The following is a 26,245-nucleotide window of genomic DNA, read 5'->3' as shown; positions in this document are numbered from 1 at the left end:
GTTGTTCGATGACCGTCGCCGAGAACGTCACGGAGGCCGCCGCGCCACAGTCGGGCGTGGACTACGTCTTCGATCCCACGTGGGACCAGGAGACGGAGCGGCTGCGCACCAACGAGGCGCTGTGGGACGCGGGCACGATCGAGCGGCTGGAGCGGCTCGGTGTCGGCGAGGGCTGGTCCGCGCTGGAGATCGGGGCCGGTTCCGGTTCCGTGGCGCACTGGCTCGGCGAGCGGGTCGGGGCCACCGGCCGCGTCATGGCCGTGGACCTGGAGACGGAGCGGCTGGGCTGGATCGAGCGGCCGAACGTCGAGGTCGCCCGGCTCGACCTGCGGACGGACGAGCTTCCCGCCGAGAGCTTCGACCTGGTGCACTCGCGCATGGTCGTCCAGCACCTGGAGGACCGCCCGGCGGCCGTCGCGAGCATGGTCAAGGCGCTCAGGCCGGGCGGCTGGCTGTTCCTGGAGGACACCGACTCGCTCCCGCTCTTCCGCAGCGCCGTCTCCGAGGACTTCCTCCAGGACGTCCGTGCCGCGGGCTACGGCCTGATGCGCCGCTCGGGGCACGAACCCCGCGGGGGCCACTTCGACCTGCAGATGGCGCTGGAGTCCGGGCTGGAGGACGTCACGGCCGAGGGCCGGACGGTCATGGTCCGGGGCGGCTCCGACCAGGCCCGGCACTACATGCTGTGGCTGGAGTTCATGCGCCCGCGCATCACGGCCGAGGGGCTGCTGGACGACGCCCGGATCGACGAGGCGCTGCGCGAGATGGCGGACCCGGCCCACCGCTGGCTGAGCCAGGTGCTCATATCCACCTTCGGACGCAAGCCCCGCTGACACGGTCCGCTGACCCACGGGTCCGCTGACCCACGGTCCCGATTCCCACTGAGAGGCGGTCATCCCCATGGCGCTGGACACGGCTTCGCCCACCGTCGGCGACCGGTTGAGGGCCTACGCCAAGCTCGGCAAGCTCTCCTTCTACGACTACTACCTGTGCGTGCTGATCGTCGCGCTGACGCTGCCCACGGAGTCGTGGGGCGAGCCGGTCACCTGGCTCACGCTGGCGCTCTTCGTGGTCGGCCAGGTCGGCGTCGTGGCGGCCACGGTGACCTTCGACGATGTCACGGGGGTGCGGGACGGCAGCGACGCGCGCAACTACACGCCGGAGACGGGCGAGTTGCGCGACCTGTCCCGCAAGCCGCTGCTGGCCGGGGTGATATCCGTCGAGCAGGCCGAGCGCTTCGGCTGGCTGGCGGCCCTGTGGGGAGCGGTGTTCTGGACGCTGACGGCGGTCGTGGCCCCGCACCGGCCGGCGTGGGTGCTGGTGCTGCTGGCGGTCGTCGCGGTGTCGGCGGTGCAGTACTCCTACGGGCTCAAGATCAGCTACAACGGTGGGCAGGAGCTGCTGCTCTTCGCGTCCACCGGATCCGTCGTGCTGATGCCGTACGTCCTGCTGACCGGGGCGCCCACCGGGCTGATCGTGCTGGAGTCGGTGCTCTTCGGGCTGTGGAGCCTCCAGGTGTCGCTGTACTCGAACATGAACGACGTCGAGGGCGACCGTGTGGCGGGCCGACGGAACCTGGCGACGATGAACCCGGCGGGCCGCTACCGCGTGATCGTGGCCGCGGTGGCCTTCGCCGAGCCGGCGGCGGTGGTCGCGGCCGTGCTGCTGGGCGCGGTGCCCGCGTGGTTCGCGCTGGTGCTGCTCCCGGTGTTCGCGCTGCGCGCCCGGCAGGCCCGGGCCGGGCTGGGCGAGCGCAACGTGCTGGTCGCCCGCATCCTGGGGATAAAGATCCACCGGCTGGGCGTGCTGCTCCTGCTCGTCGCGAACCCCCTCGCCGTGTACCTGTGAGCCCCGAGCGCGAGCCCCGGGGAGGCGGGGCCTTCTCGGTCTCGACGGGAGTCGCCGGGCTGATCGTCGTCCTCGTCTCCTACGCGGGCCCGATGGCGGTGGTCTTCCAGGCGGCGGAAGCCGGTGGCCTGTCGGCGTCACGGGTGGAGTCCTGGGTCTGGGCGCTGTCCGTCGGCAGCGGGCTGACGTGCGTCGTGCTGAGCCTCGCCTACCGGGTGCCGGTGATCACCGCCTGGTCGACGCCGGGGGCGGCGCTGCTGGTCCCGGCGCTCACCTCGTACACGTTCGCCGAGGCGGTCGGCGCCTATCTGATCGCCGCGGCGCTCACCGTGCTCGTGGGCGTGACGGGACTGTTCGGCACGCTGATGCGGCTGCTGCCCCAGCCCCTGGCCTCCGCCATGCTGGCCGGAATCCTCGTCGGCTTCGGCATGGACCTCTTCCGGGCGGCCGAGTCCGCCTGGTGGCTGGTCGCGGTCATGTTCGCCGTCTACGTGCTGGCACGGCGCTGGGCGGCCCGCTGGGCCACGGCGCTGGCCCTGCTCGCCGGGGTCGTCGCCACCGTCCTCTCCGGGGACACCCGCTTCACCGGCGTGCGGCTGGAGCTCGCGACGCCCGTGCTGACGGCGCCGCAGTTCTCGGTCTCCGCCGCGGTGGGCCTCGCGATCCCGCTGTTCCTGGTCACCATGGCCTCGCAGAACGCCCCGGGGGTGGCGACGCTGCGCGCCGCCGGCTACCGGGCCGACGCTGACCGGCTGGTCGGCAGCACCGGGCTGGCCTCCGCGCTGCTCGCCCCGGTGGGGGCGCACGCGATCAACCTCGCCGCCATCACGGCCGCGATCTGCACCGGCCCGGACGCCCACCGGGATCCGGCCAAGCGCTACGGCGCCGGGGTGGCCTCCGGCGTCTTCTACCTGCTCGTCGGCGTCTTCGGGACGACGCTGGTCGCGGTGTTCCGGGCGCTGCCGGAGGCCCTGGTGGCGGCCACGGCCGGTATCGCGCTGCTGGGCGCTCTGGGCGGCGCGCTGGCGGGTGCGACGAGCGCGGAGGAGTACCGCGACAGCGCCCTGCCGGCCTTCCTGGTGACGGCGTCCGGCGTCGAGCTGCTGGGCGTCGGCTCCGCCTTCTGGGGCCTGCTGGTCGGCGTCGGGGTGCATCTGGTGCTGCGGGCACGGCGGCGACCCGCCGAATCTATGAAACAACTTGCACCATAAGTGCGCGGCGGGCAGACTGCTGTCCGGAGGGTGTGCGGCCCACCGTGCGTCCCAAGTGGCGCCCGTGCGGCCGTGTTTCACCGTGCCCGTCGGCTGTCCCGCCCGCCGGGACCGCCCGGGTTGGCACGTCACCTGCGAGGCGCTGGTGGCAAGCCGCCGAACGGGTCGCGGGCGGCCCGCGGGAAGCCCGCCGACAGGCCGGAGACCAGGCCCACGGAACAGGAGTGAGGGCACGAACATGCTCGACAGGCTGGCGACAACGATCCTCGCGCGGCCCAGGAAGGTCCTGCTGTGGACCCTCGTGGTCGTGTTCTGCCTGGGCGGGCTGTCCGCCGGGGTGTCCGGCCGGCTCACGATGGGTGGCTACGAGAGCCCCGACACCGAGTCGGCCGCCGCCCAGGAGATCCTGGACGAGGAGTTCGAGCAGGGCAGGCCGAACCTGACGATCCTGGTCACGGCCCCCGAGGGCATCGACGACCCGGAGGTCGAGCGCAAGGGCCTGGCCCTGACGGAACGGCTCCAGCGGGACGACACCCTGGCCAACGTGGTCTCCTACTGGTCGACGGGCGGTTCCCCGGCTCTCCGCGGCGAGGACGGCAAGCAGGCCCTGATCAGCGGAAACATCCTCGGTGACTTCGACGACGTCTACGACAGGTCGGAGGAGCTCAAGGAGGAGTACACCGGAACGGTCGAGGGCCTCCAGGTCAAGCTCGGCGGCGCCGGCCTGATGCTGTACGAGAACACCAAGCAGGCCTCCGAGGACTCCGCGAAGGCCGAGTCACTGGTCTTCCCGGTGGTGCTCGTCGCCCTGGTGGTGATCTTCGGCTCGCTCGTCGCCGCGACACTGCCGCTGGCGGTCGCGTTCGCGACGCTCCTCGTCGTCCTCGGCATCATGTTCGGCATCACCTTCCTCTTCGAGGCGAACAACTTCCTGCTGAACATCACGGTGTTCCTCGGGCTCGGCCTCGCGATCGACTACAGCCTGCTCTTCATCACCCGCTACCGCGAGGAGCTGAGGACCGGCGCGTCCATCCCGGACGCCATCCGGTCCACGACGACGACGGTGGGGCGCACCATCCTGTTCTCCGCCGTCACCCTCGCCGTCGCCTTCCTCTCCCTGCTGGTGATGCCCTTCGCGATGTTCCAGTCGGTGGCCCTCGCCGGCACCGCCACCGCCCTGGCCGCCGGAGTGGCGACGCTGGTCATCGTGCCGGCGCTGCTCGCCTGGGCCGGGCCCCGCATCGACAGGTTCCGGCTGGTGCGGCGCAAGGAGCGCCCCGAGGTACGCCCCGAGGAGGGCTTCTGGCACCGCCTGGCCATCACGGTGATGCGCCGCCCGGTGCCGGTGCTGCTCGGCGTGCTCGTCCTCCTCGGTATCCTCGCCGCGCCCGTCGCCAACATGAACCTCCGGCTGCCGGACGAGCAGGTGCTGCCCACCTCCGCGCAGTCCTACGAGGTCTCCAAGGCCGTCGCGGACAACTTCGACAACCGCGAGCACCAGGCCATGCAGGTCGTGGCCGACGGCATCGGAGACCCGGCCGGGCACACCGAGGACATCGACGGCTACGCCGCCAGGCTGTCCGCACTGCCGGACGTCGCCCGGGTGGACGCGCTGACCGGCTCCTACGCCGACGGCGCCCAGGTCGCCCCGCCGACGGACCTCTCCCGCGCGTTCGCCACCGACGACGCCACCTACCTGTCGGTCGTGCCCGCGGTGGACGGCCTCTCCGACGAGGGCGCCGAACTCGTCCGCGACGTGCGCGGCGTCGAGGCCCCCTTCGACGTCCAGACGGCCGGAACGCCCGCCGTGTCCGTCGACACCTTCGACATCGTCGGCGACCGGCTGCCGCTCGCTCTGAGCATCCTGGTCCTGGGCACGTTCATCCTGCTGTTCCTCCTCACCGGCAGCGTCCTGATGCCCGTCAAGGCCATCCTGCTGAGCCTGCTCAGCCTCAGCGCCACCTTCGGTGCCCTGGTGTTCGTCTTCCAGGAGGGCCGCCTGCAGTGGCTCGTGGGGGACTTCGTCGTCACCGGCGCACTCAACTGGACCGTGCCCATCCTGATCTGCGCCATCGCCTTCGGCCTGTCGATGGACTACGAGATCTTCATGATCTCCCGCATCAAGGAGGAGTACGACCGCACGGGAGACAACGAACTCTCCGTGGCCGCCGGCCTGGAGCGGGTCGGCCGCGTGATCACCTACGCCGCCGTCGTCCTCTCCCTGGTCTTCGTCGTCCTGATCACCTCGGGGATCAGCTACATGAAGGCCATCGGGGTCGGGCTGCCGCTGGCGATCCTGATGGACGCGACCCTCATCCGCGGCGGGCTGCTGCCCGCGTTCATGCGGCTGATGGGCCGGGCCAACTGGTGGGCACCGGGCTGGATGCGCGCCCTGCACGCCCGGTTCGGAATCTCCGAGGCCCCGTCCCGGCCGGCGGGCGGGGACGCGGAGCGAAGCCAACGCGGGGAGGACGGCACTGACCACGCCGCCGAGCCGCGTCCCGCAGGACGGGTCTGACCCCCGGGTCCCGTCCGCAGGTGCGGTGCACCCCAGGCCTGGTGGCCCGGGGTGCACCGCCGCCGCGTGCCGTACGGCTCAGCCGTCCAGCCAGGCCCGCACCCGGGGCACGGCGAGCCGTGCCGACCCGATGGCGGCCTCGCTGCTGGGCCGCAGATACAGCCAGTCGCCGGCGTACTCCACCGGCTGGGCGGGGCGGTCGAGGAACCGCCGACGCAGAGCGAGGGCCTTGGGCGGCGCCTCCGGCAGCGCGTGGCGCCAGCGGATCACGTCATACCCGACGACGGCCGAGCGCAGCCCGTCGATGAGCTTCCCGCCCTCCGCGATCACCGCATCGGCGACCTCGGCGTCCGGCTTCTCGTCGAACTCCGGCACCCGGCGCGGGGAGATGAGCAGCGACACCATCCCGGCCCCTCGCGGCACCCGGGCCCCGCACTTGTTGTGCTCGACGGTGCAGCCCGCGAGCAGCGGGCTCGCGCCCTCCGCCATCAGCGCCGCGTACAGCCGCGGGCCGAACCGGCCCCGGCGCGGCTCCAGCGGGCGGTCGAGCAGCAGCGCCACGCGCATCACCCGGGTGAACGTCGAGGCCTCCAGGAACTCCCGCTCCTCCTCGGGCACCTCCGGGTGGAGCGCCGGGATCTGCGGGGAGGGCATCGTGAGGACGGCCGCCCGGGCCGAGACGTCGGAGCCGTCTTCGAAGCGCAGCCGGGCCTCCCTCGCCCCTTCCCGCTTGACCTCGGTGACCCGCTTCGAGAGGTGGACCGTCAGCCGGTCGCCCAGAGCGCGGGCCATGGTGTCCTGCCCGTCCCGGTAGGTGCGCCAGCGCCACACCCCCTTCGTGGCCAGGACGATGGCGATCAGCGGCGCCGCGGCCGAGCGCTCCGGCAGCCAGCCGAACGCGGAGGCCGCCATCGGGGCCAGTACCCGGTTCATCGCCTCGGGGCCGTACTCCTCGCCGACCTCGGTGAGCGTGCGGAGCCCGTAGGGGGAGCTCTCGGGCGCGTCCTGGTCGATCGAGCGGGACTTCAGCATCGCCGAGCCCAGCAGCCTGGCCGACTGCAGCCGGCCGCGGGCGGACAGCCCCGCGCCGGTCAGGGTCGAGAGCGGATGCCCCAGCCACGGATGCGCCTTCCCGTCCCGCCACAGGGCGACGGGCTGTCGGATGCGGGAAACCTGCCCGGACCGGTCAAGCCCCAGCTCCCGGATCAGCTCCCAGGTGGCCGGGTAGCCGAACGGGGCGAGCGTCTCGGCTCCGTGGTCCACCGTGTAGCCGTCGACCCGGCGCGAGTACATCCGGCCGCCGAGGTGCGGTTCGGACTCGAACACCTCCACGCGGTGACCCTGTTCGGCCAGCCGCCAGGCGGTGACCAGCCCGGAGATCCCGGCTCCGACCACCGCGACGTCGAGATCAGCCATGCGCCACGGCCTCCTTCTCCGCGTCCTCCCCGGCGGCGCGCGGGCCGCCGGACCGTTGCCGGGACTCGGCCGGACCGGCCACCGGCGGCCGGTTGAAGGCCCACGGCGACTGCCCCTCGCTGGTGATCTGCCGGTGCAGCAGGACCGTGTAGACGAGGTCGATGCCGAGGATGGTGAAGCCCGCCAGCGTGAGGAGCCAGCGGTCGGGGAACATCGCGTAGAACATGAGCGTCACCGCGAAGGTGCCGATCATCTTGGCCATGGCGATGTGCAGCGACTGCCCGGCCGAGCTGCCCCGGCGGCGCAGCGTCGCGATGAAGGCGTAGCTCATGTAGACGTTGATGCCGATGGCGCCGTAGATGCCGTGCTCGTCGCCCAGCTCCCAGCCCAGCGTGAAGTGGAAGACGCCGAAGTAGAGGATCGAGCCGAACAGCATCCAGCGGAACGCGCGGCGGCTCAGCCCGGGGAAGTCCTTCTCCCCGAAGCGGTAGGCCATCCACAGGATGAAGCAGTTGACCCCCGCCCAGATGATGTTGATCGGCTTCTGCTCGGGCGGGATGGGGAGCACGAAGCCGTACACCAGCTCCCAGCTCAGGTTGAGCCCGAGCGCGAACAGGGGCATGGCGAGGTACTTGTCGACCAGGCTCCGCTGGATCACGCACACATAGGTGTAGATCCAGCAGGCGCCCTGGACCATGAGCAGCGGCCAGTAGATCCAGCCCGCCGGGTCGACCGGGTCGAGCGTGACCGGCGGATCGTCCGGCAGGGGAACGAGGGTGGGGCCGTCCATCAGACCTTCTTTCGAGGGAGCCACCGGCGGCGGCCGGTGGGGGAAGCGTTTCCCTGGGTGGGTTCGTCGTCCGGTTGTGCTCCGGGAAGCCGTCGGGCGCGGGGCGGGTGAAGCGGCGGGCGGGCGGCGCGGCTCAGGTCCAGCGCCCGGTGCCCACGCCGTGCCGGGCGCCCAGCACCCGTTCGCGCAGCTCCAGCCGGCGGACCTTCCAGGTCGCCGTGCGCGGCACCTCGTGCCAGGGGACGAGGTGGGGCTCGGCCAGCTCCGGCAGGCCGACGGTGGCCTCGCGCCACTCCTGCGGGTCGAGCGTGTCGTCCCGCATGGACAGCACCGGGACGGGCGGGCCGTCCGGCACGCCCAGCACCGTCACGTCGGAGGCCCGGGGCAGCCGGTCGAGCAGCAGCGTCTCCAGCTCGACGCCGCTCATACCGGGGATGATGTCCACCTCGCGGTCCACCAGGCGCAGTTCGCCGAAGCGGCCCAGCTCACCGATGTCCCCGGTGTTCCACCACCTGCCCCGCACCTTCTCGGCGTGGCGGTCGGACTCGCCCAGGTAGTCGAGGCAGCGGCCCTTGGAGGCGACCATCATGATGCCGGGCTTGCCGCGCGGCATCGTACGGCCCGTCTCCGGGTCCACCACCTTGACCTTCGCCAGGCCCGGCACCGTCCAGCCGATGCTGTTGGTGACGGCCTTCTCCGGGCCGCCGCCCTTCTTCCCGCCCTTGCTCAGCCGCCCCCGGGTGAAGACCGCGATGCACATGGGGCCCACCTCGCTCTGCCCCCAGCTCTGCCCCCACACCGGGAAGCGGCGGCCGGAGGCGCGCAGGAAGGTGCGGACGGTGCGCTCGTGGATCGCGTCGAACGTGCCCGCGTACAGCCGGACCTGGCGGAACAGGTCGGGCTTCTCGTCGGCCAGCTCCTCCCAGTACTGGAAGATGTTCGGGCACGCCTCCAGCGTCGTCGGCCGGTGCTCGCCGATCATCCGTGCGGCCACGTCCAGCTCGTGCCGGGAGATCATGACCAGCCGGCGCGGGGCGAGCGCGAACTGGCCCATCGTCCAGGAGGCGATCCGGCCGTGGGCGAAGGAGACCGAGATGCCGACGACGTCGTTGTGCTTGCTCGCGACCACCGGGAAGGGGATCTGTTCCATCGCGGCGACCCCGCCCAGCAGCGTCTCACCGGAGTGGACCACCAGCTTGGGCACGCCCGTCGTACCCGAGCTGTGCATGATGAGCTGCGGCTGCTCCGGCGACCGGTAGGACTCCGGCGCCCGCTCCGCACCCGCCAGCTCCGCCAACGTGACGGTGTTCTCCGGGACCTCCTCGACAGCGTCCCGCTCGCCCAGCAGCAGGACCCGCACCCGCGGCTCGACCAGCTTGACCCCGGCGGCGGCGGCCTGCGCCAGGACGTCGGGCGTGGTGACGAGCACCTTCGGGTCCAGCCGCTCCAGCATGACGCGGTGCGCCTCGGGGGAGTTCTGCCCCGCCAGCTGGGCGGGCACGGCCCCGATCCTCGCCGCGGCGGCCGAGCACAGGAAGACGTCGTAGTGGTTGTCCTTGACGACGGCCACGCGGTCGCCCGGGCGGGCGCCGGCGGCGTACAGCCGGGCGGAGAAGTCCCGCACGAGCCGGGCCAGCTCCTCGGCGCCGTGCCGCACGCCCGCCTCGGGGGCGAGGTCGAAGGGGCGGTCGAGGTACATGACCGTCTGGCGGCGCAGCGTGGTGTGCCAGTCGAAGAGCTGGCCGATGTTCAGTGGATGTTTGCGAAAAGGCATTCCGGCACTCCCGGCGTGGGTCGGGGCAGCGAGGGGCGTCGCGCGCGGGCGATGACGCGGCGCGGGCCACTGGGACGTCTGCCGTGATCGGGCTGGCTCGGCGCCGGGCTCAGCGGCCGGCGCACGGTGTGCGACGCGGACGTCGGCCACCCGGTGCCGATCCGGGGTGATGCAGCCTCAAAGTACGTACTGACCTGCGGGAATCGCCATAGCAGAAGGCATGGCAAACACTCCGCCACCGGGTAGCAAGAATCAGCCTCCCCGGGCCCTGCCGCCCTCGTCAGCGGCCGGTCAGGGCACCGAGGAGCACACGCGGCGAGAACAGGACGCCGGCCGGGGTGTCGAGCTGGCTGACCCGGGTCATGGCCTGGGCCACGGCGGGGCTGGTGGTGGCCGTCCTCAGCAGACGGTTGACGTACGCCCCGCCGAGCCGGGCCGCGAGGTCCGGCTCGCCCTCCGTCCACGGGTAGACGAGATCGGTGTTCGCCGACACCGTCCAGGCCGCGTCGATACGGCGGGCCACGCGCCTGCGCAGCCCGGAGGCGATCCCGGTGAGCGGATCGGCCCCGCCCCGGGCCGCCGCCTCCACCGCCCGCGCCAGGTCGAGGGCGCAGAGCGCCGCCACGGACACCCCCTGCCCGTAGGAGGGGTTGAGGCAGCCCGCGGCGTCGCCGAGCACCAGGAAGCGGTCCGGCCAGCGGGAGAGCCGCTCGTAGCGCCGACGGCGGTTCTCCGTGCGCCCCGAGCCGTGGATCTCCCCGACGAGGGGGGCGTCCCGGATCGTCTCGTACAGCAGCGGCGTGCGCAGGTTCCGCGTGAACTCCAGGAACCCGGCGTGGTCGGTGGGCGGGCGCTCCCCGCCCATGGCGGCGACGGACACCACCCAACGGTCGTCCTCGACCGGGTGCAGGATCGCCGAGTGCGGTGCCTGCGGTGTGGCCTGCACGATCAGGGACTTCCACGGCGCCGTCGGTTCCGCCGGACGCTTGAACAGGGCCGTCGCGTACGCGGTGCCCGCGTTCACCACCGTCTCGGCGGGCGCCGGAAGGCCCAGCCCGGCCAGCCAGGAGGGCGTCCGCGAGGTGCGGCCGGTGGCGTCCACGACGAAGTCGGCGTCCAGGGTGAACGGCTCGCCCGCGACACCCGAGGCGTCCCGCGTCTGCGCCCGGACACCGCGGACCGCCGCCGCGTCGCCCGTCAGCCCGAGGACCGTGGTGCGCTCCAGGACCCGCACCCTCGACAGCTCCCGGACGCGGCACTGGAGCAGCCAGTCGAGCAGGGGGCGGGTGCCGCAGACGATGGTGTAGTCGCTCGGGTACGCGCACAGCCAGCCGGTGGGCAGCAGCAGCCGCACCTCGTCGGGCCAGCGCACCTCGGCCATGCCGGCGTCCAGCAACCGCGCCCGCAGCCCGGGGAACAGCTCCTCCAGCGCGTTCTGCCCGCCGCGCAGGATGTTGTGCGTGTGCCGGGACTGCGGCACGCCCCGGCGCCAGTGCGGGCCCTCGGGGAGGGCGTCCCGCTCCACCAGCGAGACCCGGCCGACGTGCCGGGCCAGGGCCGCCGCCGCGCACATCCCGGCCAGGCTGCCGCCCAGGACGACCGCGTGTCCGCCGTTGACGGCGGAGCCGCCTCCCACCATGAACCGGCCTCCCTCAGACATGGATTACCGCGGCGTCACGCTACCGGCGACTGCCAACACCTCCCATGACAGATAACTGCCAGCGGATTGTCATGGCTTTTCGGCGCTCTCGTTGGCGAAGTTGGGAGCACGAAGCTTTGGAGGTCCAGTGAATTCGTCGACCACGACTTCGACTTCCGTCCGCAAGCGCCTCGTCATGGCCGAACCCCGGGGTTTCTGCGCCGGTGTCGAGCGAGCCATCGGCATGGTCGAGCGGGCACTCGAAATCCACGGGGAGCCGGTCTACGTACGAAAGCAGATCGTCCACAACCAGCATGTGGTGAGCCAGCTCGAAAAGCGTGGCGCGATTTTCGTGGATTCCGAGGAGGAGGTCCCGGAGGGGTCCGTCTGCATTTTCTCGGCGCACGGGGTGTCACCCGAGGTGCGGAACAATGCGCAGACGCGGTCCCTGGACGTCATCGACGCGACCTGCCCGCTGGTGTCCAAGGTGCACCAGGAGGCCAAGAGGTTCGCGGGCGCCGGCCACACCATCCTCCTGGTGGGCCACAAGGAACACGAGGAGGTGGAGGGCACGTTCGGCGAGGCGCCGGAGAACACGATCATCGTGGAGACCCTCCAGGACGCCCGGGAGCTGTCCGTTCCCGAGGGCGACAGCCTCTCCTATCTGACCCAGACGACCCTCTCGGTGGACGAGACGAGCGAGATCATCGAGGAGCTCGTCCGCCGGTTCCCGCACATCCGCGGCCCGCACACGGCCGACATCTGCTACGCCAGCACCAACCGGCAGAACGCCGTCAAGGAGCTGGCCGCCACGTGCGACGTGGTGTTGGTGGTCGGTTCCGACAACTCCAGCAACTCCGTGCGCATGGTGGAGGTCGCGCGGCAGCACGGCGCGCGGTCCTGGCTGTGCAACGACGTCACCAGGCTTCAGGAGTCCTGGCTGGAGGGGGCGTCGAAGGTCGGCGTCACCTCCGGTGCGAGCGCTCCGGAAATCCTCGTGCGGCAGCTCGTCGAACGCCTGGAGGAACTCGGCTACGGCGACACCGAGACCCTGACCCACACCACCGAGGACATGTTCTTCGCGATGCCCGGGAGGCTTTCGTGACCACCGTAGCCCCGCATGAGCTCGCCACCGGCGCGCCCCGGGAGCAGCGCCAGGCCCTGCTGGCCCGTGTCGAGGAGCGGCTCAGCGGCTTCCTGGCCGCCGAGCGCAGCGCATGGCGGACGCTCAACCCGGACGCCGTCGAGCTGATCGACTGCGTCGCGGAGATCACCGGCAGCGGCGGCAAGCGGCTGCGGCCCGCGTTCTGCCTCGCCGGATATCTGGCGGCCGGCGGGGACCCGGAGGCGCCCGAGGCCGTCGACATGGCCGCGGCACTGGAGCTGCTGCACTCCTTCGCCCTGCTGCACGACGACGTCATGGACGCCTCGGAGCTGCGCCGGGGCCGCCCGACGGCGCATGTGCACCACGCCCTGCTGCATCGCGAGCGCGGCTGGTCCGGCGACGCGGCACGCTACGGCGAGAGCGTCGCCCTGCTCGCCGGCGATCTGGCGCTCGTGTACGCCGAGCGGCTCCTGGCCGGGGCCACGCCCGTCGCCCGCCGCGTCTGGGGCGAGCTGTGCACGGAGCTGATGATCGGCCAGTTCCTCGACGTCCGGGCCGCCGCCCGGTTCCAGCCCGACGTGAAGCTGGCCCGCTGGATCGCGCTGTTCAAGTCGGGCCGTTACACCGTCTACCGGCCGCTGTCGATGGGCGCCGCACTGGCGCGGAACACCGAGCTGCTGCCCGCCTACGAGGAGTACGGGCTCGCGCTCGGCGAGGCGTTCCAGCTCCGGGACGACCTGCTGGACGCCTTCGGCAGCACCCAGGACACCGGCAAGCCCGCCCGGCTGGACTTCAAGCAGCACAAGATGACGCTGCTGATGTCCTTCGCGCTGGAGGACGAGCCGGAGGTGCGGGAGCTGGTGGGTGACGACCTGCCGGGGACGGACCCGGACGTCCTGCACGCCCTGCTGACCCGCGTCGGCATCCGCGGCCGGGTCGAGGAGATCATCGACGAGCGGGTGAAGGCGGCGGCCGAGGCCGTGGGGGCGGCGCTGCCCGCGCCCTGGGCCGAGGAGCTGCGGGCCATGGCCCAGGCGGCCGCCTACCGCGACTTCTAGGGAGTGCTCCGAAACCAGCGTCGTCCGCCCGGAGGGCGGGGCTGGGGGCGTCTGGTGCGTGTGATCGCAAGGCGGAGGGAGGAAAGCGCTGGGGGCACCTCCCAGCGTGAGCTGGGGGAGTGCGTGCCAGGCGTTGCCAGCCAGACGGGACGTTCGAAACACCCCTGGCCCCTCCGGGGGCCAGCCCCGCGCTGTGCGCGCTGGGGAGGTCTGCGCTGAAGCGCAGGGCCGGCAAGCGCAGCCCTCGGCACCGGGCGCCGCCTGGGCAGGGGCGCCCGGTGCCTGCGCGTCGCAGGGTGCGGGGAACCGCGCGGCTCAGCCGATGTCGCGCTGCTGCACCAGCCGGGCGACGTGCACCCGGGAGGGGCAGTTCAGCTTGCTCATCACCTGACGCAGGTGGTTGACCACCGTCCACTCCGACAAGCCCAGTTCTCTGGCCATCTGGCGGTTGGTCATGCCCTCGGCCACCAGATCCGCGATCTGCTGCTGCCGTGGGGTGAGCCCCTTCAACCGGGCGACGGGCGCCTCGGGAGCGGCCGGTTCGGGCGCGGGCAGGGCGGCGGCCGCCGTCAGGGCGTCGAGCAGCGCGCGCTCACGGCACTCCGCGTCTCCGGCGAGCGCGGGCGCCTCGGCACCGCCCTCGTCCCGGGCCCGGCCCGGTTCGTGGGCGTCCTCGCCGGGTTCGGCGCCGCGGTCCGGCTCGGCGGCGGTGCCCAGCCCGTAGGCCGCCCGCAGAGCCCGCGCGGCCCCCAGCACGCCCTCCCGCGCGGACTCGGTGTCGGGGTGCCGGCCGCACACGGCCGCGGCGGTCTCCAGCGCGGCGACGGCGCACTCCGGGGCGCTGCCGTACGCCGTCAGCAGCCGCAGGGCCTCCCGCACCGCCAGGTGCGCCTCAGCGGGCCGCCCCAGGGCGAGCCGGACCTGTGCCTGCGCGGTCAGGGCGCGGGCGCGCAGGGCCGGATCGGCGTGCGGGAGGGACCGCCGCACCACCTCCTCCGCCTCGCCGTCACCGCGTTCGGCGCGCAGCCGGGCGAGCAGGACACGGGCGGCGAGGGCGTCGGCGGCACAGCCCAGCACCTCCAACTCGCTGATGGCGGAGCCCACCTGCCGTTCGGCCGAGGCGCCGGCGCCCGTGCGGTGGAACACCTCGCCGCGCAGGAGCGCCACCCGGGCGAGCCCGGCCCGGTCGCCGTGCGCCCGGTGGTGGGCCTCCGCGCGCAGCAGCAGCGCCTGGGCCTCCTCCACCGCCCCGGCCATCGCCGCCCAGCGGGCCGCGGTGTCCAGGGCCCGGCCCCGCAGGGCCGCGTCCGCGGCCTCGGCCTCCTCCGTCTCCAGAGCGTCGGCGGCCCGGCCCAGCAGCCGGCCGGCCTCGGCCGTCAGCCCCTCGGCGGACCACGCGGGCGCCAGGGCGAGCAGCAGTCGGGCGGCCTCGGCGGGCCGGTCCGTGAGCCGCAGCCACTCCAGCGCCGCCCGGATGTCGGCCAGCAGCTCGCGGAACTCCGCCAGCCGACGCCGCCAGTCCGCGCGGGAGAGGCCCGGCTCGCACAGGGCGGAGCCCAGAGCCTCGGCCCGCTCGCCGATGTGACGGGCGTGCAGGGCGCGGGTGGCCCGCTCCTCGGCGGGGTCCTCGGCAAGCCGGGCCCGGTAGTGCGCGCGAGTGGCGCGCAGCATCCGGAATCCGGGCTCGGCGTCGGCCGGACGGCGCACGCTCAGCAGCAGGCTTCGGTGGACGAGGGTGTCCAGCCGGTTGGCGGCCTGGGCGGCGCCGATTCCACCGAGGCGTTCGGCGGTGTGCACGTCCACCGGCATCTCGCAGACGGACAGCCGGCGCAGCAGGGTGCGCTCGGGCGGGGCGAGCGCGGGCTCCGCCCAGGACAGGCAGGCGTCGAGCGAGCGGTGCCGGGCGGCGACGTCGAGGGGCCGCCTGCCGAGGGGCTGTTCCCCGCGCCGGAGCCGCTCCAGCAGGGCGCGGGGGCTGAGTGCGCCCACGGCTCCCGCCGTCACCTCGATGGCGAGCGGGACGCCGTCGAGCAGTGCGCAGATCTCGTCGATGGTGCGCTCGTCCGCGTCGGCCAGGACACTCCTGCGGTAGTGCGCCCGCACCCGCTCCAGGAAGAGCCGCGCCGAGTCCGTGCCGCACCCGGCGTCCCGTCCGGTCGCGGTGGTGAGCGGCGTGACGGGGAAGAGGAGTTCGGCGGTGACGTCCAGGGCCGTCCGGCTGCTGAGGACGACGCGCAGTTCCGGGCTGCCGTGCAGGAGCGCCGTGAGATCGGTGGCGAGGTGGTGGACGGCCAGGTCGGCGTTGTCCAGCACGACCAGGACGCGGCGCCCGGCGATCGCGGCACGGACCTCGGCCAGCCTCCGGGCGGGCGGCGCGCCGTCCCCGGGGGCCCCGTTGCCGGGTTGTCGGCCCAGGGCCGTGACGACGCGTTCCCAGGTGTCGGCGCGGCGGCTGGACGAGGCCAGCTCGACGGTCACCGTCAGCTCCTCGCCGAGGGGCGCGGGGCACGCCGCGAGGGCGCGGCGGACCAGGGCGCTCTTGCCCACCCCCGCCGGCCCGGTGACGGTCAGCAGCCGTACCGCCGGGTCGCGCAGGGCGCGGAGGAGGTCTGCGGTGTCCTCGTCCCGGCCGATGAGTCGGTTGCGGTGATCCTGGACGGCCTCCTGAGGGGTGTCGTACGGGATGGGCAGGGCTGCGAGATCCAGCGTGGGCAGGACGGAAAGACGGCTCACGAGACTCCCCCGATACTCGAGAACGTGTGGTCCGCGTTCGAGCAGCCCTCAAGTGGGCTGCGAGCGGCATACGACGAGCATGCGGTGCGGACCTGGTGAATCGCTGAAGGCTCGTTCCACACGCACGAACGGCGGTCGGCGGGAATCGGACAACGGCCCGGTGGGCAGGGGCGACGCCTCGGTGGGGCCCGGACGTGACTTGGGGAATCGGGCCGAGATCGAGTGGAAGCCGGGCCGAAACCGGTCGCGAGCCGGGAGGAGGCCCGGCGAGCCGGGAGGAGGCCCGGTGCGGACTGCGGACGCGAGCCGGACAGGCGCTCAGGCCGCCCCGGCGTCCCGGCCGTAGGTCGCGAGGAAGCCGTCCACGAGCTCCGCGACGTACGCGGCGGGGATACGCTCGCCGGCGACGAGGCGGCGGAAGACCATGGGCCCGATCAGCCACTCGACCATCGTCTCGGTGCCGGGCGAGGAGGCGAGCCGCCCCTCGGCCCGCGCCGCCTCCAGCACCTCGCGCAGCCCGTCCATGCCCTGCCGCCCGCAGGCGCGCAGGATCTCGGCGCAGCCCGGGTCCAGCGTGGCCCGCTCGACGAGGACCCGGACGGCGCGCTCGCCGCCGGGGTCGTGCAGGACGTAGCGCATGGAGCCCAGCTCGGCGATCAGATCGCCGCGCAGCTCGCCGGTGCGGTCGGGGCGCGGGGCCTGGAACAGCTCGGCCAGGACCTGCCGGATGAGCATGGACGTCTCCGGCCAGTGCCGGTAGAGGGTGCTGCGGCCCACGCCGCTGCGGGCGGAGACGGCGACGTAGGTGACGGCGGACCAGCCGTCCTCCAGCAGCAGTTCGCGCGCCGCACGCAGGGCGAGGGCCCGGCTGCGCTGGGCGCGTGGGTCCGAGCTGTGCTCGGCCGCCGCCACGCCACCGGTCTGTGCCGAGTCCGTCACCGCTCGTCCTCCTGGAGTGACCGGCCTGCGTTCCGGCCCCACCCGCTGGGCTGTCACCGTCCGTGACAACCATAGCCGAAGCCTGCCGTCAGGGGACCGTTCCGTGCGGAGTCCGCGGACCGCCGAGTGCGGCGAGGACGGCGGCCAGGGCAGCGGCGGACGCCGGGGCGAGGAAGCCCGCCACCGGGCCCAGATGTTCCGTCGTCCAGCCACCGGCCGCGGCGCCGCAGGCGAGGCCGCCGAGCAGTGCGGTGACGGCGAGGGTCATGCCCTCGTTCAGGCGGTCGCCGGGGACCACGGTCTGGACGAACGCCATGCCGGTGACCATGGTCGGCGCGGTCGCCATCCCGGCCAGCAGGAGGGCGGGGGCGAGCCCGAGGAGCTGCCCGGTGCCGGCCGCGGCCAGCAGGGGCAGCGCCATGAGGCAGGCCATGGCCGCGACGCACGCCCGGAAGCGGCGGCCGAGGTCGGCGGCGGGACGCAGGAGTCCGTACAGCAGCCCGGCGACACCGGAGCCCGCCGCCTGGAGGCCGAGGACGAGCCCGGCGGCGCCGCGCTGTCCCTCGGCGTCGGCGAACGCGATCGTGACGACCTCCATCGCGCCGAAGACGGCGCCCGTGGCCAGGAAGACGACGAGCAGCGCCGGGAGGCCGGGGAGCCGGAGCAGCGTGCCCGCGGTGGCCTCCCGCCGGACGGCGACGGGGGGTTCGGTGCGGCGCTGCGCCGCGAACAGCAGCGTGCCGGTCAGCAGGAGGGCCGCCGCGGCCAGCGTGCCCGCGTACGGGACGAGGGAGACGCACAGGAAGGTGGCCAGCACCGGGCCCGCCATGAAGCACAGCTCGTCGGCGGCCTGCTCGAAGGAGTTGGCGGTGTGCCGGGCGGCGGCGTCCCGGGAGAGGAGGTGCGCCCAGCGGGTCCGGGCCATGCCGCCGAGGTTGGGCGTGGTGGCCGAGGCGGCGTAGCAGGCGAAGAGGGTCCACGCGGGCGCACCGGTGCGGACGCACAGTACGAGGGACAGCTGCGCGGCGACGGCGACGAGCACGGCGGGCACGGCGACGCGGGCCTGCCCGTACCGGTCGACGAGGCGTGCGGTCAGCGGGGCGAGGACGGCGGTGGCGGCGAGCCCGGTCGCGGTGACGGCACCGGCGAGCGCGTAGGAGCCCCGGGTCATGGCGATCATCAGCACGGCGGAGACGGTGAACATGCCCATCGGGAGCCGCGCGAGCAGGCTGCCGGCGGTGAAGGCCCGGGTGCCGGGGACGGCGAACAGCCTGGCGTAGGGCGCCCACAGCCGGGACGAGAACCGGGACCGGGGCCGCGCCACCCGAGGGGAGCGGACCGGTCGGGGGGCACGGGCCGGCCGAAGGGAACGGGAGTGGGGCGGAGGGGGTGCGGTGTCGACGTGCACCAGGGTGGTGCCGGAGACGGCCAGAAGCGGCGAGGAGGGCATGCGTCAACCCTCGGTCGGGCGGCCCGCCTCCGTCCAACACCAGGTGAGCGGCCATTGACGCGCTGGTGTTGTCAATCGGTTCCCTGGCACCATGGCCGGGTGACCCCCGCTCCCGACCCCCGCCTGCTGCGCGCGTTCGTCGTCGTCGCCGAAGAGCTGCACTTCACCTGGGCCGCCGCCCGGCTGTACGTGGCCCAGCAGGCGCTCAGCCGCGACATCCGGCGGCTGGAACGGGAGCTGTCCGTCACGCTGTTCGTCCGCACGACCCGGCAGGTCACCCTCACCGCGGAGGGGGCGGCGCTGCTGCCGCACGCCCGCCGCGTCCTGGACGCCTACGCGGACCTGACGGCGGCGGCCTCCGGGGCCGACCGGCCGCTGCTGGTGGACGTCTCCGCCCCCGCCAGTACCGGGCAGCGGGTGCTCGACGCCGCCCGGGCGGCGGCGCCCGACCTCGAGTTCGTGGCCCGGTTCCACAGCGGGCTGGCCGGTGCGGTCGCCGGGATCGCCGCCGGCACGGTCGACGTGTCCTTCGGCCGTGTGGCCGGGCTCGCCCCGACGCTGCTCGCCCACGTCGACCACCGGCTGCTGCGCTACGAACGCGTCGCCGTCCTGCTGCCCGAGGACCACCGGCTCGCCGCCCTCCCCGCCGTGCCGCTCGCCGCGTTGGCGGGGGAGACGCTCTACGCGGGCGCGGGCAACGCGGAGACGGTTGAGTGGACGGACTACGCCCGGCATCTCCTCGCCGGGCGCGGCGTCCACCTCGCGCCGCCGTATCCGCGGATCGAGGGGGACGCCGAGTTCACCCGCGTCGTACGGCGCCGCGGGTGGTCGGTGCTGGCCAGCGAGGTCTTCGCCGACATACCGGGCATGGTGCTGCGTCCGCTGACGGAGCCGGTGCCGCTGTCGCCGGTGTCGCTGGTCTGGCGGCGCGGCCTGCGCCACCCCGGGCTGAGCGCCCTCCTGGCCGTGGGAGCCGAGCTGGCCGCGTCCGGCGACTGGCTGGCGCGACCGCCGGGTGCATGGCTGCCCGAGGCCGACGCGGCCGTGCCGCGCGCGGTGTCCGACGGCGGTTCGGCCGGGCGCCCGGCCGGCGGCTGAACCGCCGTCCGAGGAGAGGCCCGGTTGGCTCCATGGTGTCATCGGATTGTCATCCGATGTGCGCGTCCGATGGGTGAAACGTCGGACTTGTGTCCGGAAGTGTGCGGTAGATTCAGGGTCTGACGAAGCGGTGTCGGAGAGGCGGTAGGTGCCGGGCGTGCCTGTTGCCACAGCGGGTGGGGCATCCCTCCTGGCAACCTCGGCTGACCGCTCGGTAGTCGAGGGGTACTTGGAACCATGAGCCTGAACTCGCCGGTCTTCGTCGACAGCAGCGGGCGGCGGAGACGGACGCTCCGGCGCGTCGGCTGGCTGCTCGGGACCGCCTGTGCGTGCTACGCCGTCGTGCTCGGCGTCAGCCTCGCCGGTGGCAACGCCAGCGCGCCCTGGCTGCCCATATCCGGTCAGAGTGACCCGGGTTCCGACAAGGTGATCATCCCGAACGACGACGCCGAGCCCGAGGCCGAGCCGACCACCGCGCCCGAGTCGGCCGCCGCCGACCCCGAGCGCCCCGCCAGCGCACCCGCCCAGCCCGACCCTGCCCGGTCCCCCGCGCCGGCCCCGTCCTCCGCCCGGCCGAGCACCACCCCGGAGCCCGCCGAACCCCCCGAGCCGGCCGTGACCGAGACCACCGAACCGGCCACCGAGCCCGAGCCGCCCGCCGACGACGAGACCCCGGCGGACGAGGACACCCAGACGCCGACCGATCCGCCCATGCCCACCGACACCGGAGAGCCGGAGGACCCGGGCGGCCCCGGGGGCTCGGGCGGTCCCGACACCGGCAGCCTGCCCGGAACCGACTGATGGGCAACGCCGCCCACAAGCGGCAGCGCGGCCCGCGCCGACTGCCCCTGCGCTACCTCCTGCCCTCGCTCGTCCTCGTCGCCGTCATGGCGATGATGCTCCTGCGCGGCTACGTCCACAGCGAGTTCCTCGCCGACCACCGGGTCAGCGATCCCGTCGCCAACGACCGGGTGCCCAGAGAGGTCCTGGAAGGCGGGCCCGTCATCGACGCCCGCGGCCCCGAACCCGTCACACACCGCCTGCCGGAGCGCACCGTCGTGCTCACCTTCGACGACGGCCCCGACCCGGAGTGGACGCCGAAGATCCTCGACGAGCTGGCCCGCCACGACGCCCACGCCGTCTTCTTCGTCACCGGCGCCATGGCCGCCCGCCACCCCGACCTCGTCAAACGCATGGTGGACGAGGGCCACGAGATCGGGCTGCACACCTTCAACCACCCCGATCTCGACCTCCAGTCGCGCTCCCGCATCGACTGGGAGCTGGCGCAGAACCAGCTCTCCCTCGCCGGGGCCGCCGGCATCCGCACCTCCCTCTTCCGGCCGCCCTACTCCTCGCACTCCCACGCGCTGGACAACAACTCCTGGGACGTGACGCGGTACATCGGCGGCCGCGGCTACATCACCGCCCTGAACGACACTGACAGCAAGGACTGGGCCCGCCCCGGCGTCGAGAAGATCATCGACAACGCCCTGCCCGACGAGCCCGGCCAGGGCGCGATCGTCCTCATGCACGACGCCGGCGGCGACCGCTCCCAGACCGTCGCCGCCCTCGCCCGGATGCTGCCCGAGCTGAAGCAACAGGGCTACGAGTTCGCCAATCTCACCGAGGCCCTCGGCTCCCGCAGCGCCCACACCGAGGTGACCGGCTTCGAGCTGTGGAAGGGCAAGGCCTTCGTCGGCGCCGTCTCCGTCTCCATGAACGCCATGAGCGCCCTGACGGTGCTCCTCGCCGTCATCGGCAGCCTCGTCTTCGCCCGCTTCGGGCTCATGCTGCTGCTCTCGTTCCTGCACGCCCGCCGCGTCCGCCGCCCCGGCTTCTCCTGGGGCCCGCCGGTCACCGAGCCGGTCACCGTGCTCGTCCCCGCCTACAACGAGCGCAAGTGCATCGCCAACACCGTTCGCTCGCTGGCCGAGAGCGACCACCCCATCGAGGTCATCGTCATCGACGACGGCTCCAGCGACGGAACCGCCGACCTGGTCGAGGAGCTGGCCATCCCCGGCGTCCGCGTCGTCCGCCAGCCCAACGGGGGCAAGCCCTCCGCCCTCAACAACGGCATCGCCCACGCCAGCCACGACATCATCGTCATGATGGACGGCGACACCGTCTTCGAACCCTCCACCGTCCGCGAACTCGTCCAGCCCTTCGGAGACCCGGAGGTCGGCGCCGTCGCGGGCAACGCCAAGGTCGGCAACCGCGACAAGCTCATCGGCGCCTGGCAGCACATCGAGTACGTGATGGGCTTCAACCTCGACCGCCGCCTCTACGACGTCCTGCGCTGCATGCCCACCATCCCCGGTGCCGTCGGCGCCTTCCGCCGCACCGCGCTCCAGCGCGTCGGCGGGATGAGCGAGGACACCCTCGCCGAGGACACCGACATCACCATGGCCCTCCACCGCGACGGCTGGCGCGTCGTCTACGCCGAGAACGCCCGCGCCTGGACCGAGGCCCCCGAGACCGTGCAACAGCTGTGGTCCCAGCGCTACCGCTGGAGCTACGGCACCATGCAGGCCATCTGGAAGCACCGCCGAGCCGTCGTCGAACGCGGAGCCTCCGGCCGCTTCGGCCGCGTGGGGCTGCCCCTCGTCTCGGCGTTCATGGTCGTCGCCCCGTTGCTCGCGCCGCTCATCGACGTCTTCCTGCTGTACGGCATCATCTTCGGCCCCACCGGAAAGACCGTCCTCGCCTGGTTCGGTGTCCTCGCCGTCCAGGCCCTGTGCGCGGCCTACGCCTTCCGGCTGGACCGGGAGAAGATGACGCACCTGCTCTCCCTTCCGCTCCAGCAGGTCCTCTACCGCCAGCTCATGTACGTCGTCCTGCTCCAGTCCTGGATCACCGCCCTCACCGGCGGACGGCTGCGCTGGCAGAAGCTGCGCCGCACCGGAGCCGTCGACTCCGCGCCGACCCCGTCCGGCCCGTCGGCCCCGGACCAGCGCACCGCACGACACGAGCCGAGCCGGCCAGAAACGAGCCACATCGCATGACCGCCACCGCCCCCGCGCCCCGGCACCCCGCCGAGCCCGAGCAGGCGGCTGCGACCGCCACCGGACGCGATCGGTACCTCGACCTCCTGCGGGCCCTCGCCCTCCTGCGCGTCGTCGTCTACCACACCTTCGGGTGGGCCTGGCTGACCTTCCTCTTCCCGTCCATGGGCGTCATGTTCGCCCTCGCCGGCTCGCTCATGGCCCGCTCCCTGTACCGCAGCCCCGCCACCGGCGTCATCCTCCGCCGCGTCCGACGACTCCTGCTGCCGCTGTGGCTCTACGGCGTCCTCGTCCTCGGCATGCTCTTCCACCAGGGCTGGGGCCCGGCCAAGGGCGAGGAGACGTGGTTCTGGCTGCGGGCGCTGTGCTGGGTGGTGCCCGTCGGCTCCCCGCCGTTCCCGTGGCACATCGGCAGCGAGGACGGCCTCCTCTCCGACACCTGGGCCGTTCAGGCCGCCGCGCCCCTGTGGTACCTGCGCGCCTACTTCTGGTTCGTCCTCCTCTCCCCGCTGCTGCTGTGGTGCTTCCGCAAGCTGCCCTGGGCCACCCTCCTCGCCCCGCTCGGCCTCACCGCCGTCTTCGGCACCGGGCTGGTGGAGATCCCCGGACAGACCGGCCACGCCGTGGTCGACTTCGTCACCTTCGGCGCCTGCTGGGTGCTCGGCTTCGCCCACCACAGCAAGCTGCTGCACAGCATCCCCGCCTACGTCGCACCCTCCCTCGCGCCCGTGTTCATGGGTTTCGGCCTGTGGTGGGCCTCCGGCCACCAGGGCGCCGACGGCATGGACCTGGGCGACATCCCCCTCGCCCAGGCCTTCTGGTCCTTCGGCTTCTGCGTCCTCCTCCTGCGCGTCAGCCCCTCCTGGGACGCCCTCCCCGGCCGCCTCGCCCGCTGGGACAAGCCGATCACCCTCGCCAACAACCGTGCCGTCACGCTCTACCTGTGGCACGAGATCGCCCTGATCGCCTCGATCCCCCTGCTCGACCCCCTGTGGGACATCCCCGGCGTCTGGCCCACCCACGCCGACCTGCTCACCAGCCTCTACCCACCGCTGATGTTCCTCCTCGTCTGGCCGCTCGTCGCGCTGTTCATCCTCGCCGTCGGCTGGTCGGAGGACGTCGCCGCCGGCCGCCGCCCCCGGCTCTGGCCCACCCGCCGCTGAGACCCGCACGCGCGTGAACCCGGCACCCGTTCGCCCCCGCGGGCGGGCGGTCCGGACCCGCCGCGCCTACCGTGGCGGACGTGGCACGTGAGCCGATCCGCATCGCCACCCGCTCCTCGCCCATGGCCCTGGCCCAGGCGGAGCGGGTGCGCCGCGAGCTGGCCGCCCGCTTTCCCGAGGTGCCCACGCTCACCGTCCCCGTCACCGCCTACGGCGACCGCTGGACCGGCAACCTCGCCGCGTTCGGCGGCAAGGCCGCCTTCACCCGCGAGGTGGACGAGCTCGTGCTGTCCGGCGGGGCCGACGCCGCCGTCCACTGCGCCAAGGACATCCCCGGCGACGAGCCCGAACCCGACGGCACCGTCATCGCCGCCTGGCTCCGCCGCGACGACCCCCGCGACGCCCTCGTCCACCCCGACGGCCGCACCCTCGACGAGCTGCCGACCGGCACCCGCGTCGGCACCTCCTCGCTCCGCCGCGCCGCCCAGCTCGCCGCCTCCCACCCGCACCTGTGCCGCGTCCCGATCCGGGGCAACGCCAACCGGCGGCTGGAGAAGCTGGACGCGGGCCGCGTCGACGCCCTCGTGCTCGCCGTCTGCGGCCTCCACCGCATCGGCGCCGCCTCCCGCATCGCCCAGATCCTCCCGGTCGAGACGATGTGCCCGCCGCTCGGCGCGGGGGTCCTCGCCGTCCGCTGCCGCGAGGACGACGAGCCCGTCGCCACGCTGATCAACGCCCTCGACGACCCGGCCACCGCACGCGAGATGACCGCGGAACGCACCCTCCTCACCGCCCTCCGCGGCCACTGCAACGCCCCCATCGCCGGCTACGCCCGGACCGAACTCTCCGGCTCCCTTCTGCTGCACGCCCGCGTGTTCGCACCCGACGGCACCGCCGTCCTGAACGCCGAGGAGCACTCCACCACCAACCCGGCCGCCCTCGGCCTCGCCGTCGCCGAGGAGCTCCTCGACCAGGGTGCCCGCGCCCTCATCGACGCCCTTGCCCCCTCGGAGGAGGGTTCGTAGGCCGTCCGGCTCCTCGGATGCCGGGGCGGCCCGGCGCGGTTACGGTCGAAGAACCGCCGAGCGGCCGACGTGCCGCGGCGGGTGCCCGTGCGTGGAAAGGACGTGGTCGGTGTGGCCCGCAGCCGTCGGCTGATCCTGAGTTCGCCGTCCGAGGTGTGGGGCCTCCTCGCCGACGGCCACCGCTACGGCGAGTGGGTCACCGGAACCCAGCACGTCCTCGCCGTCGATCCGAGCTGGCCGGACGTGGGCGCCCGGCTGCGGGTCCGGGTCGGTGTCGGACGGCTGACCCTGGACGACGTCTGCGTGGTCCGCGTCTGCGAGCCCGAACACCGCCTGGATCTGGAGGCCAAGGCCGACCCCTTCGGCGCGGCCCGGATCGCCATGCGGTTGATTCCCTGGGGCGGGAACACCCTCCTCATCCTCGACTGGCATCCTCTGCGGGGCCCCGGCATCCGCATGCACGGGCTGCCCGTGGACTACGTCGTCGCCGTCCGCAACGGCATGATGCTGACGAAACTCGCCCGGATCGCGGTGCGCGAACACGCCGCGGACGCCCTCTCCGGCGGCCGGAGCACCCCCTGAGCCCGCCGCCCCGCGCTGACGGCCGCCGCCCCCTACCGCGTTGCCGCGAACGCGGTGAACGCCCGCCACGCCTGGACGGCCGCCTCCAGGTGGAGGTCCACGACAGCGGGGTCGGGGAGCCGCGCGTTCCGGGGGGCGGCGCCGGACGCCGAGTCGGGGCGCGGGTTGTTCCTCGTCGGGGAGTTGGCCGACGCGTGGGGCGTGGCTCCGCGCGATCCCGGAAAGATCGTGTGGTGCGCCTTCACCGTCGCCCACCCCTCGTCCCGGCGGAGGCTCACCGTGGCGGAGGTCGTCGCGGCGCTGCCCGAGCACACCCGTGCCCCGGCGGGGTGCCGCCGGGGCGCGGGAGACGGGCTGAGCGGGCGGGCCTCAGGGGATCTCGGGCGGCGCGCAGGCGACGTCGAGGAGCTTGAGGGGCTTGTCGGCGTCGAGGTCGACGTAGGCGGTGAAGACGCTGACCTCGTGGCCTGCGCCCCAGCTCAGCCAGATCGAGGCCCATCCGACGCCTGCGGACTGCGCGGTGGTGACCTCCCCGACCGTGATGTCCTTCGGCACGTTCTGGCTGCACAGGAGCAGGTCGTACTCCTTGATCTCCCCGGCCCGCCGCTTGAGGTCCTCCGCGACGAGGTTCTCCCGCTCCCAGGGGCGGGGGCCGTGGTTGCCGTAGAAGCCCTCCAGGAAGTGGTGGACCTGTTCGGCCTCGTACTGGGCGCGCTGCTGGTCGGTGGTGCTGGAGGAGGCGACGGCCGGAACCGCCGCCGTGAGTGTGAGGCCGAGTCCGAGCGTGACGGCGCAGGCCGCCGCCGTGCGTCCCTTGCGTGACAGGAAACTCGTCATGCGGTGTACCCCGGTTTCTGTGGTGTGGTCGTTCGGGTCAGCCATGAGGGCAGACCA

Annotated in this window: 20 protein-coding genes; 12 read left to right on the top strand and 8 right to left on the bottom strand. The window is 73.4% G+C overall.

The genetic code is table 11. The features are described from left to right. The first annotated feature begins 8 nt into the window (after window positions 1-8). The 4 genes from HPT28_RS16330 to HPT28_RS16320 all read left to right on the top strand — a co-directional run bounded on the left by HPT28_RS16330 (window position 9) and on the right by HPT28_RS16320 (window position 5,577). Window positions 9-833: a class I SAM-dependent methyltransferase gene (locus HPT28_RS16330; RefSeq protein WP_219091829.1), complete on the top strand. Its 825-nt coding sequence runs from the start codon at window positions 9-11 to the stop codon at window positions 831-833. Window positions 834-900: 67 nt separating this feature from the next. Further along, window positions 901-1,848, top strand: a complete 948-nt coding sequence (locus tag HPT28_RS27035; protein WP_257578734.1) for a UbiA family prenyltransferase — start codon at window positions 901-903, stop codon at window positions 1,846-1,848. Beyond that, a complete protein-coding gene (locus HPT28_RS16325) occupies window positions 1,845-3,059 on the top strand; it encodes a benzoate/H(+) symporter BenE family transporter (RefSeq protein ID WP_308119302.1) in 1,215 nt (404 codons plus the stop codon). The genes HPT28_RS27035 and HPT28_RS16325 overlap by 4 nt, the downstream gene beginning before the upstream one ends. A 238-nt stretch (window positions 3,060-3,297) precedes the next feature. Then, on the top strand, window positions 3,298-5,577 hold the full coding sequence (locus HPT28_RS16320; RefSeq protein ID WP_219091827.1) for an MMPL family transporter: 2,280 nt from the start codon (window positions 3,298-3,300) through the stop codon (window positions 5,575-5,577). A 78-nt stretch (window positions 5,578-5,655) separates the two neighbouring features. On the opposite strand, the gene HPT28_RS16315 is transcribed toward HPT28_RS16320, so the two are convergent. From HPT28_RS16315 to HPT28_RS16300, 4 genes are all read right to left on the bottom strand, one after another. Further along, window positions 5,656-6,993, bottom strand: coding sequence for an NAD(P)/FAD-dependent oxidoreductase (locus HPT28_RS16315; RefSeq protein ID WP_219091826.1), 1,338 nt, complete (start codon window positions 6,991-6,993; stop codon window positions 5,656-5,658). After that, window positions 6,986-7,783, bottom strand: coding sequence for a hypothetical protein (locus tag HPT28_RS16310; RefSeq protein WP_219091825.1), 798 nt, complete (start codon window positions 7,781-7,783; stop codon window positions 6,986-6,988). Before HPT28_RS16310 ends, HPT28_RS16315 begins: the two co-directional genes overlap by 8 nt. A 133-nt stretch (window positions 7,784-7,916) precedes the next feature. Further along, on the bottom strand, window positions 7,917-9,557 hold the full coding sequence (locus HPT28_RS16305) for an AMP-binding protein (RefSeq protein ID WP_219091824.1): 1,641 nt from the start codon (window positions 9,555-9,557) through the stop codon (window positions 7,917-7,919). Window positions 9,558-9,837: 280 nt separating this feature from the next. Continuing rightward, window positions 9,838-11,196, bottom strand: coding sequence for an NAD(P)/FAD-dependent oxidoreductase (locus HPT28_RS16300; protein WP_219091823.1), 1,359 nt, complete (start codon window positions 11,194-11,196; stop codon window positions 9,838-9,840). 148 nt (window positions 11,197-11,344) lie between these two features. Here HPT28_RS16300 and HPT28_RS16295 point away from each other — a divergent pair, with 148 nt between their 5' ends. After that, entirely contained in the window at window positions 11,345-12,301 is a 957-nt protein-coding gene (locus tag HPT28_RS16295) for a 4-hydroxy-3-methylbut-2-enyl diphosphate reductase (RefSeq protein ID WP_374226974.1), read from the top strand. Further along, window positions 12,298-13,359 carry a polyprenyl synthetase family protein gene (locus tag HPT28_RS16290; RefSeq protein WP_219091821.1) on the top strand — a complete coding sequence of 354 codons (1,062 nt, stop codon included), beginning with the start codon at window positions 12,298-12,300 and terminating at the stop codon, window positions 13,357-13,359. Before HPT28_RS16295 ends, HPT28_RS16290 begins: the two co-directional genes overlap by 4 nt. A 315-nt stretch (window positions 13,360-13,674) precedes the next feature. On the opposite strand, the gene HPT28_RS27455 is transcribed toward HPT28_RS16290, so the two are convergent. The 3 genes from HPT28_RS27455 to HPT28_RS16275 all read right to left on the bottom strand — a co-directional run bounded on the left by HPT28_RS27455 (window position 13,675) and on the right by HPT28_RS16275 (window position 18,481). Next, window positions 13,675-16,092 carry a LuxR C-terminal-related transcriptional regulator gene (locus tag HPT28_RS27455; RefSeq protein ID WP_219091820.1) on the bottom strand — a complete coding sequence of 806 codons (2,418 nt, stop codon included), beginning with the start codon at window positions 16,090-16,092 and terminating at the stop codon, window positions 13,675-13,677. Window positions 16,093-16,410: 318 nt separating this feature from the next. Beyond that, the gene (locus HPT28_RS16280) at window positions 16,411-17,031 is read right to left on the bottom strand and encodes a TetR/AcrR family transcriptional regulator (protein WP_219091819.1); all 621 of its coding nucleotides are present in this window, start codon (window positions 17,029-17,031) and stop codon (window positions 16,411-16,413) included. Between the two features lie 88 nt (window positions 17,032-17,119). After that, complete coding sequence (locus tag HPT28_RS16275; protein ID WP_219091818.1) at window positions 17,120-18,481, bottom strand: MFS transporter; 1,362 nt, start codon at window positions 18,479-18,481, stop codon at window positions 17,120-17,122. Between the two features lie 99 nt (window positions 18,482-18,580). Here HPT28_RS16275 and HPT28_RS16270 point away from each other — a divergent pair, with 99 nt between their 5' ends. The 6 genes from HPT28_RS16270 (at window position 18,581) to HPT28_RS16245 (ending at window position 25,351) form a co-directional block, all read left to right on the top strand. Beyond that, a complete protein-coding gene (locus HPT28_RS16270; protein ID WP_219091817.1) occupies window positions 18,581-19,579 on the top strand; it encodes a LysR family transcriptional regulator in 999 nt (332 codons plus the stop codon). Between the two features lie 237 nt (window positions 19,580-19,816). After that, window positions 19,817-20,380 (top strand): hypothetical protein, encoded by a 564-nt coding sequence (locus tag HPT28_RS16265; RefSeq protein ID WP_219091816.1) that lies wholly within the window; start codon window positions 19,817-19,819, stop codon window positions 20,378-20,380. Beyond that, window positions 20,380-22,581: a glycosyltransferase gene (locus HPT28_RS16260; protein WP_219091815.1), complete on the top strand. Its 2,202-nt coding sequence runs from the start codon at window positions 20,380-20,382 to the stop codon at window positions 22,579-22,581. Before HPT28_RS16265 ends, HPT28_RS16260 begins: the two co-directional genes overlap by 1 nt. Then, the gene (locus HPT28_RS16255; RefSeq protein ID WP_219091814.1) at window positions 22,578-23,744 is read left to right on the top strand and encodes an acyltransferase family protein; all 1,167 of its coding nucleotides are present in this window, start codon (window positions 22,578-22,580) and stop codon (window positions 23,742-23,744) included. Before HPT28_RS16260 ends, HPT28_RS16255 begins: the two co-directional genes overlap by 4 nt. A gap of 80 nt (window positions 23,745-23,824) precedes the next feature. Then, complete coding sequence (gene hemC / locus HPT28_RS16250; protein ID WP_308119299.1) at window positions 23,825-24,769, top strand: hydroxymethylbilane synthase; 945 nt, start codon at window positions 23,825-23,827, stop codon at window positions 24,767-24,769. 111 nt (window positions 24,770-24,880) lie between these two features. Next, entirely contained in the window at window positions 24,881-25,351 is a 471-nt protein-coding gene (locus HPT28_RS16245) for an SRPBCC family protein (RefSeq protein ID WP_219091813.1), read from the top strand. Between the two features lie 369 nt (window positions 25,352-25,720). Here the strand turns inward: HPT28_RS16245 and HPT28_RS16240 are convergent, their stop codons facing one another. Continuing rightward, window positions 25,721-26,188, bottom strand: coding sequence for a hypothetical protein (locus HPT28_RS16240; RefSeq protein WP_219091812.1), 468 nt, complete (start codon window positions 26,186-26,188; stop codon window positions 25,721-25,723). Window positions 26,189-26,245: the final 57 nt, after the last annotated feature.

It is taken from the genome of Streptomyces sp. JJ38 (assembly GCF_019303475.1).
In the GTDB taxonomy this organism is placed as follows: Bacteria; Actinomycetota; Actinomycetes; order Streptomycetales; family Streptomycetaceae; genus Streptomyces.
Note: the sequence above shows the minus strand (reverse complement) of the source record. Positions and strands in the feature narration are given on the sequence as shown.